12 protein-coding genes are annotated in these 15,322 nt (G+C 69.9%); 11 read left to right on the top strand and 1 reads right to left on the bottom strand.

Annotation, left to right across the window (positions count from 1 at the left end; translation table 11 throughout):
* From ruvB to EFL26_RS15655, 6 genes are all read left to right on the top strand, one after another.
* Positions 1-1,107, top strand: coding sequence for a Holliday junction branch migration DNA helicase RuvB (gene ruvB, locus EFL26_RS15680; RefSeq protein ID WP_123223910.1), 1,107 nt, complete (start codon positions 1-3; stop codon positions 1,105-1,107).
* A gap of 160 nt (positions 1,108-1,267) precedes the next feature.
* On the top strand, positions 1,268-1,606 hold the full coding sequence (yajC, locus tag EFL26_RS15675; protein WP_183408217.1) for a preprotein translocase subunit YajC: 339 nt from the start codon (positions 1,268-1,270) through the stop codon (positions 1,604-1,606).
* 14 nt (positions 1,607-1,620) lie between these two features.
* Complete coding sequence (gene secD, locus EFL26_RS15670; RefSeq protein ID WP_123223861.1) at positions 1,621-3,339, top strand: protein translocase subunit SecD; 1,719 nt, start codon at positions 1,621-1,623, stop codon at positions 3,337-3,339.
* Positions 3,339-4,586 carry a protein translocase subunit SecF gene (secF, locus tag EFL26_RS15665; RefSeq protein ID WP_123223860.1) on the top strand — a complete coding sequence of 416 codons (1,248 nt, stop codon included), beginning with the start codon at positions 3,339-3,341 and terminating at the stop codon, positions 4,584-4,586. Before secD ends, secF begins: the two co-directional genes overlap by 1 nt.
* A 2-nt stretch (positions 4,587-4,588) precedes the next feature.
* Positions 4,589-5,143: an adenine phosphoribosyltransferase gene (locus tag EFL26_RS15660; protein ID WP_425464112.1), complete on the top strand. Its 555-nt coding sequence runs from the start codon at positions 4,589-4,591 to the stop codon at positions 5,141-5,143.
* A gap of 44 nt (positions 5,144-5,187) precedes the next feature.
* Entirely contained in the window at positions 5,188-7,566 is a 2,379-nt protein-coding gene (locus EFL26_RS15655) for a RelA/SpoT family protein (RefSeq protein ID WP_425464111.1), read from the top strand.
* Positions 7,567-7,773: 207 nt separating this feature from the next.
* Here the strand turns inward: EFL26_RS15655 and EFL26_RS15650 are convergent, their stop codons facing one another.
* Positions 7,774-9,048, bottom strand: coding sequence for a DUF349 domain-containing protein (locus EFL26_RS15650; RefSeq protein WP_246000231.1), 1,275 nt, complete (start codon positions 9,046-9,048; stop codon positions 7,774-7,776).
* A gap of 160 nt (positions 9,049-9,208) precedes the next feature.
* On the opposite strand from EFL26_RS15650, the gene EFL26_RS15645 reads away from it, so the two are divergent.
* The 5 genes from EFL26_RS15645 to EFL26_RS15625 all read left to right on the top strand — a co-directional run.
* Positions 9,209-9,919, top strand: coding sequence for an MBL fold metallo-hydrolase (locus EFL26_RS15645; protein ID WP_123223858.1), 711 nt, complete (start codon positions 9,209-9,211; stop codon positions 9,917-9,919).
* Between the two features lies 1 nt (position 9,920).
* The gene (hisS, locus tag EFL26_RS15640) at positions 9,921-11,258 is read left to right on the top strand and encodes a histidine--tRNA ligase (RefSeq protein ID WP_123223857.1); all 1,338 of its coding nucleotides are present in this window, start codon (positions 9,921-9,923) and stop codon (positions 11,256-11,258) included.
* Positions 11,255-13,027: an aspartate--tRNA ligase gene (gene aspS / locus EFL26_RS15635; RefSeq protein WP_123223856.1), complete on the top strand. Its 1,773-nt coding sequence runs from the start codon at positions 11,255-11,257 to the stop codon at positions 13,025-13,027. Before hisS ends, aspS begins: the two co-directional genes overlap by 4 nt.
* A gap of 157 nt (positions 13,028-13,184) precedes the next feature.
* Positions 13,185-14,195 (top strand): ABC transporter permease, encoded by a 1,011-nt coding sequence (locus tag EFL26_RS15630; RefSeq protein ID WP_123223855.1) that lies wholly within the window; start codon positions 13,185-13,187, stop codon positions 14,193-14,195.
* Between the two features lie 73 nt (positions 14,196-14,268).
* On the top strand, positions 14,269-15,322 hold a 1,054-nt coding region (locus EFL26_RS15625), incomplete at its 3' end, for an ABC transporter substrate-binding protein (protein WP_246000230.1).

Raw genomic sequence — 15,322 nt, 5'->3', positions numbered from 1 at the left:
ATGACTCCCGACGACCACCCGCAGAGCGCAGCCCTCGACGACGCCGAGGCCGCCTACCTCGAGCGCCGCGCGGAGTCGCTGACCGAGCTCGGCGCCGACCCGGACGAGCGCGCCGTCGAGGCGGCGCTGCGACCCCGGTCGCTCGACGAGGTGATCGGTCAGCACCGGGTGCGTGAGCAGCTGTCGCTGGTGCTGGAGGCCGCCCGGTCCCGCGAGCGCACCCCCGACCACGTGCTGCTGTCGGGCCCACCGGGGCTGGGCAAGACCACGCTGGCGATGATCATCGCCGCCGAGATGTCGCGTCCGCTGCGGCTCACCAGTGGCCCGGCGATCACGCACGCCGGCGACCTGGCCGCGATCCTCTCCGGCCTCAACGAGGGCGACGTGCTCTTCGTCGACGAGATCCACCGGATGTCGCGCCCCGCCGAGGAGATGCTCTACCTCGCGATGGAGGACTTCCGGGTCGACGTGATCATCGGCAAGGGGCCGGGCGCGACCGCGATCCCGCTGGAGATCCCGCCCTTCACGCTGGTCGGGGCAACGACGCGGGCCGGGCTGCTTCCGGGGCCGTTGCGCGACCGGTTCGGCTTCACCGCTCACCTGGAGTTCTACGAGCCGGCCGAGCTCGACGAGATCGTCCGTCGCTCGGCCGGCCTGCTCGGCGTACCGGCCGACCCGGAGGGCACCGCCGAGATCGCCTCCCGGTCCCGCGGCACACCGCGGATCGCGAACCGCCTGCTGCGCCGGGTGCGCGACTACGCCCAGGTGCGCAGCGACGGCGTGGTCACCCGCGACATCGCGCACCGTGCCCTCGACCTGTTCGAGGTGGACCACTCGGGTCTCGACCGGCTCGACCGCGCGGTGCTCGACGTACTGTGTCGCCGGTTCGGGGGCGGACCGGTCGGCGTGAGCACGCTGGCGGTCGCCGTGGGGGAGGAGCGCGAGACCGTCGAGGAGGTCGCCGAGCCGTTCCTGGTGCGGGTCGGCATGCTCGCGCGCACCCCGCGGGGTCGCGTCGCCACCCCGGGCGCGTGGACGCACCTCGGTCTCTCCGCTCCGGCCGGCGCACCCTTCGCCGTGGACGAGACCCTGTTCGAGGCCGACTGACGCTGCCCGCCCGCCGGCGCAGCCCGGGGCGAGATCGACGTCCCGTCCGTCTCAGGACCCGTCGGCCGTTACACTCACCGGCGGTGGCGTGCGCGCCCGCTCTGTGGCGTGCACCACCGTCCTGACCACACACCCCGTACCCGAGTCGAGAGTCCTCCACGTGCCTGCCGAGCTCCAGCTGCTGGTGATCGTGATCGCCCTGTTCGGTTTCTGGGCGATCGTGATGCGGCCGGCCCGAGTGCAGCAGCGGCGCGTGGCCCAGCTCCAGGAGGAGCTCGCGGTCGGCGACGAGGTGATCATCTCGGCCGGCATCTTCGGCACCGTGGTGTCGATCGACGACGACCGGGTGCAGCTGGAGATAGCACCGGGCACCGTGGTCACTGCGGCCCGCCAGGTGGTCATCCGCAGGGCGCCGGAGGTGCCCGAGGCCCAGGACGCAGCACCCCAGGACGCAGGGCCCGACGACGGGCCCCACGACAGCACGACCGAAGAGGACTGAGGAGAAGCAGGACCGTGGCCAAGAAAACGTCCCGACCGGGACGCACCTTGTTGGTGTTCTTCATCTCCGTGGCAGTGCTCTACGGGCTCGCCGCGCTCGGCGGCACCTGGAAGCCGCGTCTCGGGCTCGACCTGGAGGGCGGCACCCGGATCACGTTGACCGCGATCTCCAGCGTCAACCCGACCAAGCTCGAGGAGGCGCGGCAGATCATCGAGTCGCGCGCCAACGGCAGCGGCGTGACCGAGTCCGACGTGACCACGCAGGGCAACAAGAACATCGTCGTGGAGATCCCCGGCAAGAACAGCAAGAACCTCGTCGACTCGGTCAAGCGCACCGCCCAGCTGCGCTTCCGGCTGGTCTACGGGCAGCCGCTGTCCGGCCTCCCGGCGGCCCCGACGCCCTCGGCCTCGCCGAGCGGCAGCCCCTCCGGCACGCCCAGTCCGAGCGCGACCGCGACCCCGAAGGCGGGTCAGGCCTCGCCCACGGCCACTCCGAAGCCGCGCGTGGCGCCGCACTTCGCGGACGCGTCGCCGACCCCGAGCCCGACGGCGACGCCGTCCGCGACGCCGCTGACGACACCGTCGGCGACCCCGACCGCTCCCGTGACGACCAGCAAGGGCGCCTCGATCGACGACCCGCTGGCCTGGGTGCAGGACCCCGGCGACGAGTGGCTGGCGAAGTACCAGGCCTACGTGTGCCCGGCGAAGGGCAAGGACGCCGCCCCGATCGCCGACGACCCGAGCAAGCCGCTGATCACCTGCGACGACTCCGGTGGGAAGTACCTGCTCTCGAAGGCCGTCATCGAGGGCACCTCGCTGAAGTCGGCGTCCGCGGGCATCCCGCAACAGTCCACGTCGTGGGCGGTCCTGCTCAAGCTCAAGGGCGGCGCCGTCAAGACCTTCGCCGACATCAGCCGCAAGCTCTACGCCAACGGCGGCCTGTTCGCGATCGTGCTGGACGGCAAGGTGCTCTCCAGCCCGGGCTTCACCTCCCCGATCCTGGACGGCAACGCCCAGATCACCGGCTCGTTCACGGAGTCCTCGGCCACCTCGCTGGCCAACTCCTTGAAGTACGGCGCCCTGCCGGTGCGGTTCGAGGACCCGCCGACCGTCGAGATCATCGGGCCCTCCCTGGCGGGCAGCCAGCTCTCGGCCGGCATCTACGCCGGCATCTTCGGCCTGCTGATCGTGATGATCTACTGCCTGCTCTACTACCGCGGGCTCGGCACCGTGGTGATCGCGTCCCTGCTGATCGCGGCCGTGGTCACCTACGCGACCGTGCTCGTGCTGGCCAAGGCAGCCGGCTTCACGCTGACCCTCCCGGGCATCGCCGGTCTGATCGTCGCGGTCGGCATCACGGCGGACTCCTTCATCGTCTACTTCGAGCGGATCCGTGACGAGATGCGGGCGGGCAAGTCGATGCGCGTCGCCGTCGAGGCCGGCTGGCTCCGGGCGCGGATGACCTGCCTGGCGGCGGACGCCGTCTCGTTCCTCGCGGCCGTGGTGCTCTACATCTTCGCGATCGGGGTCGTGCGCGGCTTCGCGTTCGCCCTGGGCATCAGCACGCTGATCGACGTGATCGTGTTCTTCTTCTTCACCAAGCCGATGGTCACCCTGCTGGCCCGGCGTACGTTCTTCAACTCCGGCAACCGGCTCTCGGGTCTCTCCCGTGAGACGCTCGGTGTCGACGTCCAGCGCGGTGGCACGACCCGCCTCGCGGGAGGGCAGGCCTGATGGGCAAGTTCAGCAGGATGGGTCATGCCCTCTACGAGGGCCACGTCTCGATCGACTTCGTCGGGCGCCGTCGGATCTGGTACGCCATCTCCGGCCTGATCGTGCTCGTCGCGGCGAGCGGCCTCTTCTTCAAGGGCCTGAACCTCGGCATCGAGTTCGAGGGCGGCGTGGAGTACACCGTCTCCCTGCCCAAGTCCGAGGTGACCCAGGCCAACGTCGACAAGATCAGCAAGGCGATCGCGGCCACCGGGATCCCCGAGGCGAAGTCGCCGATCGTGAACACCTCGGGCGACAAGGCGATCCGGGCCCAGACCGAGTCGATGCCCAACGACGACACCGACACGGTCATCGCGGCCATCGCGAAGTCGGTCGGCGTGGACGCCCAGAGCAAGATCTCCACCCAGGAGGTCGGTGCGAGCTGGGGCTCCCAGGTGCGCGACCGCGCGATCACCGGCCTGATCGTCTTCCTGATCCTCGTGGTGCTGTTCATCTGGGCGTACTTCCGCGAGTGGAAGATGTCGGTCGGCGCGATGGTCGCGCTCGCCCACGACCTGATCATCACGGTCGGGGTCTACGCCCTGTCGGGGTTCGAGGTCACGCCGGCGACCGTCACGGGCGTGCTCACCATCCTCGGCTTCTCGCTCTACGACACCGTCGTGGTCTTCGACAAGGTGCGCGAGAACACCAAGAACATGCAGCAGAGCCGCAAGACGTACGCCGAGCTGGCGAACCTCGCGATCAACCAGACGCTGGTCCGGTCGATCAACACCTCGATCGTGGCCCTGCTACCGGTCGCGGCGCTGCTCTACGTCGGCATCTTCCAGCTCGGCTCGGGCGCGCTGAAGGACCTCTCCCTCGCCTTGTTCGTCGGCATGGCGGCCGGCGCGTACTCCTCGATCTTCATCGCCACGCCGCTGGTCGCCCAGCTGAAGTCGCGCGAGAAGGCGATCAGCGAGCAGGACGCCCGTGCGCGGGCCCGCGCGCGCCGTGACGCGGACCGCTACGCCAACGTGCCTGCGTTCACCGAGGACATGCCCGTGGGCGAGCCGCCCGCCGGCTTCGCGGTCGACCCCGACGCGCCGGACGCGCCGGCCGAGGCGCGCGGACCGTTCCGGGCGCCGACCGGCGGGTCCCAGGCGACCGGGTCCGGCCGGGTCGTCCCGACCCCGAAGTCACCGGTGCGCGAGTCCGGATCGGCCAAGCGCAACCAGCCGACCCGCCAGCCACGCTCGAAGCGAGGCAAGTGACGGTGGCCGGCGACGCCTCGCCCGAGCTCGCGGCGACGATCGACAGCCTGATCCGCGACGTGCCCGACTTCCCCAAGCCGGGTGTGGTCTTCAAGGACATCTCGCTGCTGCTCGACGACCATGCGGCCTTCACCGCGGTGGTCCAGGCGCTCGCCGACGCAGGCCGCGACGACAGCGGCGCGACGGTGGTCGACAAGGTCGTCGGCATGGAGGCTCGCGGCTTCATCCTGGCGGCACCGGTCGCCCTGGCCCTCGGCGTGGGCTTCGTGCCGGTGCGCAAGCCCGGCAAGCTCCCGCGGGCGACGTACGCGGTCTCCTACGCGCTGGAGTACGGCGAGGAGACGCTCGAGATGCACGCCGACGCCCTCGCCCCCGGCGAGCGGGTGCTGCTGGTCGACGACGTCCTGGCGACCGGGGGCACGGCGGCCGCGACCGCCGAGCTGGTCACGAAGGGCGGCGGCACCGCGCACGCGCTGTCGGTGCTGCTCGAGCTGTCGTTCCTCGACGGGCGCGCCGCCCTCGACGGCCTGCCCCTGACGGCGCTGCGCACCATCTGACTCCTTCGGGCCGGCGGTCGCAGGCGCGGCCCTAGACTCTGTTCATGGCGGACGAACCGGTGACCACGCGGCCGGTTCCGGCTGCGCCCGCGACCCCGCCCTCGACTCCCGCCTCGCCCACGGGCTCGACTCCTGCGACGGGGCCTGCGGCACCCGTGCCGCCGGTCGGTCCGAGCGGCGGCCGCGGCATGCGCGCCCGGCTCGCCCGGATCGGTACCAGCAAGCAGGGCGGCAACCCCGAGCTGGAGCCGCTGTTCCGTGCCGTCCGCGCCAACCACCCGAAGGCCGACCTGGCGCTGCTCGAGCGGGCCTACAACACCGCTGACCGGATGCACCGCGGCCAGATGCGCAAGAGCGGCGACCCGTACATCACCCACCCGCTCGCGGTCACCACCATCCTCGCCGACATCGGCATGACCGAGCCGACCCTCGTGGCGGCCCTCCTGCACGACACGGTCGAGGACACGCCGTACACGCTGGACCAGCTGCGCACCGACTTCGGCGACGAGGTCGCGCTGCTGGTCGACGGCGTGACCAAGCTGGACAAGGTCAAGTACGGCGACTCCGCGCAGTCCGACACGATCCGCAAGATGATCGTGGCGATGAGCCGCGACATCCGCGTGCTCGTGATCAAGCTGGCCGACCGGCTCCACAACATGCGCACGCTGCGCTACGTCAAGGCCGAGACGCAGGAGCGCAAGTCGCGCGAGACCCTCGAGATCTTCGCCCCGCTGGCCCACCGCCTGGGCATGAACACGATCAAGTGGGAGCTGGAGGACCTGGCCTTCGCGACCCTCCACCCGAAGATCTACGACGAGATCGTCCGGATGGTCGCCGAGCGAGCCCCGTCGCGCGACCAGTTCATGCGGCAGGTGATCTCCGTCGTGGAGACCGACCTGAAGGCCTCGAAGATCAAGGCCCGCGTCACCGGACGCCCCAAGCACTACTACTCGATCTACCAGAAGATGATCCACGGCGGTCGCGACTTCACCGACATCTACGACCTCGTCGGGATCAGGATCCTGGTCGAGAACGACGCCGACTGCTACGCCGTCCTCGGCGTGCTGCACAACCGCTGGAACCCGATCCCGGGCCGGTTCAAGGACTTCGTGGCGATGCCGAAGTTCAACATGTACCAGTCCCTGCACACGACCGTGATCGGCCCGCAGGGCAAGCCGGTCGAGATGCAGATCCGTACCTTCGGCATGCACCGTCGCGCCGAGTACGGCGTGGCCGCGCACTGGAAGTACAAGGAAGACGTCCACGAGGGACGCGACACCGACAAGTCGCTGCAGGAGTCGGCGCAGAGCGACATGCCCTGGGTCCGGCAGCTGCTCGACTGGCAGAACGAGGTGGAGGACCCCGGAGAGTTCCTGGAGTCGTTGCGCTTCGAGATCAACGCCGCCGAGGTCTACGTCTTCACGCCGAGGGGCGACGTGATGGGCCTGCCCACCGGCTCCACGCCGGTCGACTTCGCCTACGCGATCCACACCGAGGTCGGGCACCACACGATCGGGGCCCGGGTCAACGGCCGACTCGTGCCGCTGGAGTCCCAGCTCGAGCACGGAGACGTGGTGGAGGTCTTCACCTCCAAGTCGCCCAACGCGGGTCCGAGCCGCGACTGGCTCACGTTCGTGAAGTCACCGCGCGCTCGCAGCAAGATCCGGCACTGGTTCACCAAGGAGCGCCGCGAGGAAGCGATCGAGCACGGCAAGGACCAGATCGCCCGCCTGATGCGCAAGGAGGGCGTGTCCCTCAAGCGCGTGATGACCCACGAGTCGCTCACGCAGGTCGCCCACGAGATGCGGCTCGCCGACGTCTCCGCCCTGTACGCCGCCGTCGGCGAGGGCAACCTCGGCGCGCAGACGGTCGTCCGCAAGGTGATCGAGCTGTACGGCGGCGCCGAGGGTGCGGCCGAGGACCTCGCCGAGGCGGTCACGATCACCCGGCCGCGGCGGGCGACGAAGGCGCCCGGCGACTCCGGCGTGATCGTGATGGGTGCCTCGGACGTGCTGGTGAAGCTCGCGAAGTGCTGCACGCCGGTGCCCGGCGACGAGATCCTCGGGTTCGTCACCCGCGGGTCCGGGGTCTCCGTGCACCGCCGCGACTGCACCAACGCGCGGTCGCTGCTGAGCCAGCCCGAGCGGCTCGTCGACGTCGAGTGGGCGCCCACCGCCCAGTCGACGTTCCTCGTGCAGATCATGGTCGAGGCCCTCGACCGGGCGCGGTTGCTCTCCGACATCACCATGGTGCTGTCCGACCAGCACGTGAACATCCTGTCCGCGTCCCTGAACACCAGCCGCGACCGGGTCGCGAAGAGCAAGTTCACCTTCGAGATGGGCGACCCCAAGCACCTCGGCGCGATCCTCAAGGCGGTGCGCAGCATCGACGGGGTGTTCGACGCCTACCGGGTCACCCACTGAGCAGCCGAAGGCGCGCAGGTGGGTGACCCGGTAGGGAGCCGAGAGGGCTGAAAGGCTGGGGGAGCGAAGCGGAGGAAGCGTTTCTGCCCGCTCGGCGATCCCGGCACAGAGCCGAACCCAACATCGGAAGTGCCCGTTGGAGGTGTTCTGCCGCAGCACAAGTGCCCGCTCGGCGTACGTCGACGCAGCAGCAGTGCCCTCTCGGCGTCAGCCGAACTCAGCGGCGGTGCGCTCGGCCATCTCGAGGAAGGACCGGCGCGAGGCGAGGTCGCTCTCCAGGTCCCTCACCTTCTTGTCGTTGCCGGCGGCGCGGGCCTTGTCCAGGTCGCGCTCGAGCTTGGTGATCGCGTCACGCAGCTTGGTGACCATGTCGTCGGCCCGAGCGGACTTCTCGGGGTCGCTCTTGCGCCACTCGTCCTCCTCGAGGCTGCGGATCTCCTGCTCGACGCGCCGGATCCGCGCCTCGAGGGGCTTGATCTGGTCGCGGGGGACCTTGCCGGCGGCATCCCAGCGCTCGGCGATGTCGCGGAAGGCGCGCTTGGCCGCGGCGAGGTCGGTCACGGGCAGAAGTGCCTCGGCCTCGACGAGCAGGGCCTGCTTCAGCTCGGCGTTCGCGGCGAACTCGCGGTCGATCTCGGCGTTCGCGGCGTCACGGGCCGCGAAGAAGACATCCTGCGCACCGCGGAACCGCTTCCAGAGGGCGTCGTCGACGTCCTTCGGGGCGGGACCGGCCGCCTTCCAGTCCTGCATCATCGACCGGAAGCGGGACGCCGTCGGACCCCAGTCGGTCGACTCCGCGAGCTCCTCGGCCTCCTTGGCCAGCCGCTCCTTCACGACGCGGGCGCTGTCGCGCTTCTCCGACATCTCGGCGAAGTGCACCTTGCGCGCCCGCGTGTACGTCGTGCGCGCGCTCGAGAACCGGTGCCAGAGCTCGTCGTCGACCGACTTCTCCAGGCGGGGGAGCTGCTTCCAGTCGGCGAGGAGCTCGCGCAACCGGTTCGCACCGTTGCGCCAGTCCCGTCCCGCCGCGATCTTCTCGGCCTCCGCCACGATGGCCGCCTTGCGCTCGCGGGACTCCTCGATTCGGCGCGCCTTGTCCTCGCGGCGCTTCTCGCGCTGCAGGCCGACGACCGGCTTGAGCGCATCGAGGCGCGCGACGAGCGCCGTGATGTCACCGACCGCGTGCGGCTCGACGAGCTGGCCGGAGACCCGGTTGATCGACTCGGTGGCCTCGTCGGGAGACATCGCCCCGCCCCGGATGCGCTGCTCGAGCAGCTGGACCTCGAAGGCGAGCGCGTCGTAGCGCTTGGTGAAGAAGGCGAGCGCCTCCTCGGGCGTCCCTTCGGGGTACTGACCGACGACGTGCTCCTGGTCGCCGACGCGGACGTAGACGGTGCCGTCCTCGTCGACGCGTCCGAACTCGCTCGGCTCGGTCAGCCCGGTGCGCCTGCTGCCCTCGTTGCTCTCGCCCTGCGCGGTCACGTGGTGCCCCTCTGTCGGTGATCGCTGTCCGTGCACGGCGCCTGTCCTGCACCGCTGCGGCTTCATCGTACGCATGCGAGCCTGCGTCACCGGGGACAGTAGGCTGGGCCCGATCGTCGTCACCCGTTCGCCGCCCGACCGCTCGCAGGAGAGACACCCAGTGCTGATCGCAGGTTTCCCCGCGGGCCCGTGGGGCACCAACTGCTACGTCGTGGCCACGGGTCCCGGCTCGGAGTGCGTCGTGATCGACCCGGGCAAGGACGCCGCCCAGGGGGTCGACCAGGTCGTCCGTGAGCAGCGCCTCAAGCCGGTTGCGGTCCTGGTCACCCACGGGCACGTCGACCACATGTGGTGCGTCGCCCCCGTGGCCGGCACGTACGACGCGACGGCCTACGTGCACCCGGCCGACCGGCACCTTCTCGCCGACCCCATGGCCGGCATGTCGCGTGAGACCGCCGCGATGATGCTCGGCGGGAAGTTCCAGTTCGCCGAGCCCGACCGGGTCGAGGAGCTCACCGACCTGCAGACCGTGGAGCTGGCCGGCCTCGCCTTCACCGTCGACCACGCTCCCGGGCACACGCCGGGATCGATCACGTTCCGCTCGCCGTACGCGCAGGCCGAGGTCTCCGAGGTGATGTTCTCCGGCGACCTGCTCTTCGCGGGCTCCATCGGCCGCACGGACCTGCCCGGCGGCGACCACCAGGCCATGCTCCGGTCCCTGCGCGACAAGGTGCTCACGCTGCCCGACGACGTCGTCGTCCTCCCCGGCCACGGTGAGCAGACCTCGATCGGCCGCGAGCGGGCGACCAACCCCTTCCTGCTGGACCTCCAGGACGACCGCTCCGTCGGCCACGTGACGCGAGGGCTGTGACATGGCCCGTCCCACCCCGCTGAGCGGGTTCCCCGAGCTGCTGCCCGCCGCCCGCGTCGTCGAGCGGCAGGTGATCGACTCCCTGTCCCGGACCTTCGAGCTCCACGGTTTCGCCAACATCGAGACCCGTGCGGTCGAGCCGCTCGACCGCCTCGCCAAGGGCGCCGAGATCGACAAGGAGATCTACGCGCTGCGCCGCGTGCAGGCCGGGGAGGGCGAAGGCGACTCGGGGCTCGCCCTGCACTTCGACCTGACCGTGCCGTTCGCGCGCTACGTGCTGGAGAACGCAGGGAAGCTCGACTTCCCCTTCCGCCGCTACCAGATCCAGCCGGCCTGGCGCGGCGAGCGCCCGCAGGAGGGGCGCTACCGCCAGTTCACGCAGGCCGACGTCGACATCGTCGGCCAGGACGAGCTGCCGTTCCACCACGACGTCGAGGTGATGCGGGTCATGGTCGACGCCCTCGACGCGTTGCCCGTGCCGCCGCTCAGCTTCCAGTTCAACAACCGCAAGCTGATCCAGGGCTTCTACCGGGGCCTCGGTCTGCCCGACCTCACCGCGGCCATCCGCACGATCGACAAGCTGGACAAGCTTCCGGCCGACACGGTCGCGGAGCTGCTCGTCTCCGACGCCGGAGCGACGGCCGAGCAGGCCGCGCGGTGCCTCGAGCTCGCCACGATCCGCGTGCCCGACACCTCCTTCGTCGAGCAGGTGAGGGCTCTGGGCGTCGAGGACGACCTGCTCGACGAGGGCCTCGCGGAGCTGGCTGCCGTGGTCGAGGGCTGCTCCGCGGGCACGCGCCGGCACGTCACCGTCGAGGCCAACCTGCGGATCGCGCGCGGGCTGGACTACTACACCGGCACCGTCGTGGAGATCTTCATGGCCGGCTACGAGCGGCTGAAGTCCGTCGGCGGCGGCGGCCGGTACGACGCCCTCGCCTCCGACGGCCGCGCGACGTACCCCGGTGTCGGCGTCTCGTTCGGCGTGTCCCGGTCCCTGATCCCGCTGCTGGCCGACGGCGTGCTCTCGGCCAGCCGGTCGGTGCCCAGTGCCGTGCTGGTGGCGCTCGTCGACGAGGAGGGCCGCCGGGCGAGCAACGCGCTCGCCGATCAGCTGCGCGCCAACGGCGTCCCCTGCGAGGTCGCCGCGTCGCCGCAGAAGTTCGGCAAGCAGATCCGGTACGCCGAGCGCCGCGGCATCCCGTACGTTCTCTTCCCGGGGCCCGACGGGGCCGCCGAGGTCAAGGACATCCGCAGCGGTGAGCAGACCGCGGTGGACCCGGCGACCTGGACCCCACCCGCCCCCGACCTGAAACCCACGATCAAGGAGCAGCTCTCGTGATCCGCACCCACGACGCCGGCGCCCTGCGCGCCGAGCACGTCGGCCAGACCGTCACCCTCGCCGGCTGGGTGGCGCGTCGCCGCGATCACGGGGGAGTGGCCTTCATCGACCTGCGCGAGGCCAGCGGCGTGGTCCAGGTCGTGATCCGCGACGAGGCGGTCGCCGGCAACCTCCGCAACGAGTACTGCCTCAAGATCGTCGGCGAGGTGTCCCTGCGCCCCGAGGGCAACGCCAACCCGAACCTGCCGTCCGGCGAGATCGAGGTGATCGCCACCGACGTCCACGTGCTGAGCGAGTCGGCCCCGCTCCCGTTCCCGGTCGACGAGCACGTGGAGGTGGGGGAGGAGGTGCGGCTCAAGCACCGCTACCTCGACCTGCGGCGCACCGGCCCGAACTCCGCGCTGCGGCTGCGCAGCAAGGTCAACAAGGCGGCCCGCGACGTGCTCGCCGCCCACGACTTCGTCGAGGTGGAGACCCCCACCCTCACGCGGTCGACCCCCGAGGGCGCCCGCGACTTCCTGGTGCCGGCGCGCCTCAAGCCGGGCAGCTGGTACGCACTCCCGCAGAGCCCGCAGCTGTTCAAGCAGCTGCTGATGGTCGCCGGCATGGAGCGCTACTACCAGATCGCGCGCTGCTACCGCGACGAGGACTTCCGCGCCGATCGGCAGCCCGAGTTCACCCAGCTCGACATCGAGATGAGCTTCGTCGAGCAGGACGACGTGATCGCCCTGACCGAGGAGATCCTGGTCGCGCTGTGGAAGCTCGTCGGGTACGACGTGCCGACCCCGCTCCCGCGGCTGACCTACGCCGAGTCGATGGCTCGGTACGGCTCCGACAAGCCCGACCTGCGGATGGGGCAGGAGCTCGTCGAGTGCACCGAGTTCTTCAAGGACACCACCTTCCGGGTCTTCCAGGCGCCGTACGTGGGCGCGGTGGTCATGCCGGGCGGTGCGAGCCAACCGCGCAAGCAGCTCGACGCCTGGCAGGAGTGGGCCAAGCAGCGCGGTGCCCGAGGCCTCGCCTACGTGCTCGTCGGCGAGGACGGCGAGCTCGGTGGCCCGGTGGCCAAGAACCTCACCGATGCCGAGCGGGCCGGGTTGGCCGAGCACGTCGGCGCGGTCCCCGGTGACTGCATCTTCTTCGGGGCCGGCGACGTCAAGTCGAGCCGCGCGCTCCTCGGTGCTGCTCGTGTCGAGATCGGCCGGCGCTGCGGTCTGATCGACGAGGACGCCTGGAGCTTCCTGTGGGTGGTCGACGCGCCGCTGTTCGAGCCGTCGTCAGACGCGACCGCGTCCGGTGACGTCGCGCTCGGCTACAGCGCCTGGACCGCGGTCCACCACGCGTTCACCAGCCCCAAGGACCTCGACCACTTCGACCAGGACCCCGGCGGCTCGCTCGCGTGGGCCTACGACATCGTCTGCAACGGAAACGAGATCGGCGGCGGCTCGATCCGGATCCACCGCGAGGACATCCAGAAGCGGGTCTTCGCGGTCATGGGCATCAGCGAGGAGGAGGCCGACGAGAAGTTCGGCTTCCTGCTCGAGGCGTTCAAGTACGGCGCACCGCCGCACGGCGGCATCGCGCTCGGCTGGGACCGGATCTGCGCGCTGCTGGCTCACACCGAGTCGATCCGCGACGTGATCGCCTTCCCGAAGAGCGGAGGCGGCTACGACCCGCTCACCGCCGCGCCCGCTCCGATCACCGCCGAGCAGCGCAAGGAAGCCGGAGTGGACGCGCGTCCGGCGGAGGATCTCCCGTCGAACGCGTGACCCACCGGCAAATTCTGCCCTGCGGGTCGTGACGGGATCGTTACTCCACGGTGATCCTTCGTGATGCCCGCATCACATAGAGTCGCCGACGGCACGGGTTGCGACGACCTCGCGAACCGCCGCCCAAGACCGAGACCGATCCGTCGACGAGGTGAAGATGTCCCTGCCTGAGTCCCAGCTCGAGCGGCTCGAGAGCACCGTCAACCTCGACGTGGAAGACCCCGAGCGGGTCCTCGGCAAGTCTCCGACCCAGCTGGCCCTCGGGCGGTTCCGGCGCGACAAGCTGTCGATGCTCTCGTTCTTCGTGGTGTCGACGTACGTGGTCGGCGGGATCATGGCCCCGGTGCTGGTCAAGGTCGGCGTGATCGACCCGCTGAAGCTGAACCAGGACCTCCTCGACCCCGCGCTCGGCAGCATCCCGAAGGCCAAGTGGGGCGGGATCAGCTGGGCACACCCCCTCGGCATCGTGCCGGGCACCGGCACCGACCTGCTGTCGCGGCTCTGGTACGGCATCACCTTCTCGCTCTCGATCGCGCTCGCCGCGAGCCTGGTGGCGATCATCATCGGCACCGTGCTCGGCATCATCGGCGGATTCACCGGCGGCCTCGTCGACTCGGTGGTCGGGCGCCTGGTCGACCTGACGCTGTCCTTCCCGCAGACGCTGATGCTGCTGGCGCTGTCCGCCACCGGCGTCGCGCTCGCGGCCAAGTACCTGCCCGGCAACGGCTCCGACCCGCTGCCCAACGGCTTCTACGAGGTGCTCGTGCTGGGCCTGTTCGGGTGGCCCCCGATCTGCCGCCTCATCCGCGGCCAGGTGCTGTCGATCCGCGAGCGCGAGTTCATCGACGCCGCTCGCCTGCTCGGAGCGTCGAAGATGCGCCTGTACTTCCGGGAGATCCTTCCCAACCTGTGGGCTCCCGTGCTGGTGTCGTTCACGCTCACCATGCCGGCGTACATCTCCGCCGAGGCCGCACTGAGCTTCCTCGGCGTCGGCATCCACCCGCCGACCCCGACGCTGGGAAACATCCTGGTCGACTCGATCAACTTCTCGGTCGCCGACTTCGCGTACTTCTTCTTCCCGGCGCTCCTGATCGCGATCATCGTGGTCAGCTTCAACCTGCTCGGCGACGGTCTGCGCGACGCGCTGGACCCGAAGGCAGATCGATGACCCAAGACTTCGGCAACACCGCGTTGCCGGATGTGCCGCCTGACTCGGCGCGACACACAATGGAGGAGAGGTAATGGCTAGCTATCGAAAGAAGGTGCTCGCAGTTGCGGCTGCGGCGTCTATGTCGATCGCGCTCGCCGCGTGCGGTGGGGGCGGCAGCAGCAACGACAAGGGCAACACGGGGGCCAGCGCCGGAGGCGGCAAGGGCGGCACCCTGACCTACTACATCTTCGCTGCTCTCGAGCACACCGATCCTCAGCGGACCTACGTCGGTCGCGACATCACCAACTGGAGCCGGACGGTCTACCGCAGCCTGGTGACCTTCCCGATCTCCGCGGACGAGAAGGTCTCGACCACGCCGGTCGCCGACCTCGCGACCGACACCGGTCAGTCCTCCGACGGCGCCAAGACGTGGAAGTTCACGGTCAAGGACGGCGTGAAGTGGGAGGACGGCAAGCCGATCACGTGTGAGGACTTCAAGTACGGCGCCTCGCGCGTGTTCGCGACCGACATCATCACCGGCGGCCCGAACTACATCCTGACCTACCTCGACATCCCCGAGGGCAAGGACGGCCTGCCGATCTACACCGGCCCCTACCAGAGCTCGCCGGAGGGCAAGGCCGCCTTCGACAAGGCGATCACCTGCGAGGGCAACACGATCACCTACCACTTCAAGAAGCCGTGGGCGGACTTCCCGCTGGCGATCGCGTCGCTGCACATGATGGACCCGTACCGCCAGGACAAGGACCAGGGCGACAAGTCCAACTACCAGATCTTCTCCAACGGGCCGTACAAGCTCGAGGGCACCTGGGACAAGCAGAAGGGCGGCACGCTGGTTCGGAACCCGAACTACGACGCGTCGACCGACTCGGCCGACATCCGCAAGGCGCTGCCGGACAAGATCGTCTTCGACATCGGCAAGACCGCCGAGCAGGTCACCGACCAGCTGATCGCGGACAGCGGTCAGGACAAGTTCGCCGTGACCGAGCGCCGGATCCCGTCGTCGTACTACAGCCAGATCACCGGTGACGTGGCCAAGCGCTCCGTGACCGTGACCTCGCCGTACACCGACTACCTGGTGCCGAACTTCAAGCGCATGACGAACCTCCAGGTCCGCCAGGCGCTGG

Source organism: Nocardioides pocheonensis, from assembly GCF_003725535.1.
GTDB classification, from domain to species: Bacteria; Actinomycetota; Actinomycetes; order Propionibacteriales; family Nocardioidaceae; genus Marmoricola; species Marmoricola pocheonensis.
Note: the sequence above shows the minus strand (reverse complement) of the source record. Positions and strands in the feature narration are given on the sequence as shown.

Excerpts from the sequence above, each read along its gene's own strand:
- ruvB (WP_123223910.1), top strand. The coding sequence starts at position 1 with ATGACTCCCGACGACCACCCGCAGAGCGCAGCCCTCGACGACGCCGAG.
- secF (WP_123223860.1), top strand. The coding sequence starts at position 3,339 with ATGGGCAAGTTCAGCAGGATGGGTCATGCCCTCTACGAGGGCCACGTC.
- EFL26_RS15655 (WP_425464111.1), top strand. The coding sequence starts at position 5,188 with ATGGCGGACGAACCGGTGACCACGCGGCCGGTTCCGGCTGCGCCCGCG.
- hisS (WP_123223857.1), top strand. The coding sequence starts at position 9,921 with ATGGCCCGTCCCACCCCGCTGAGCGGGTTCCCCGAGCTGCTGCCCGCC.
- EFL26_RS15630 (WP_123223855.1), top strand. The coding sequence starts at position 13,185 with ATGTCCCTGCCTGAGTCCCAGCTCGAGCGGCTCGAGAGCACCGTCAAC.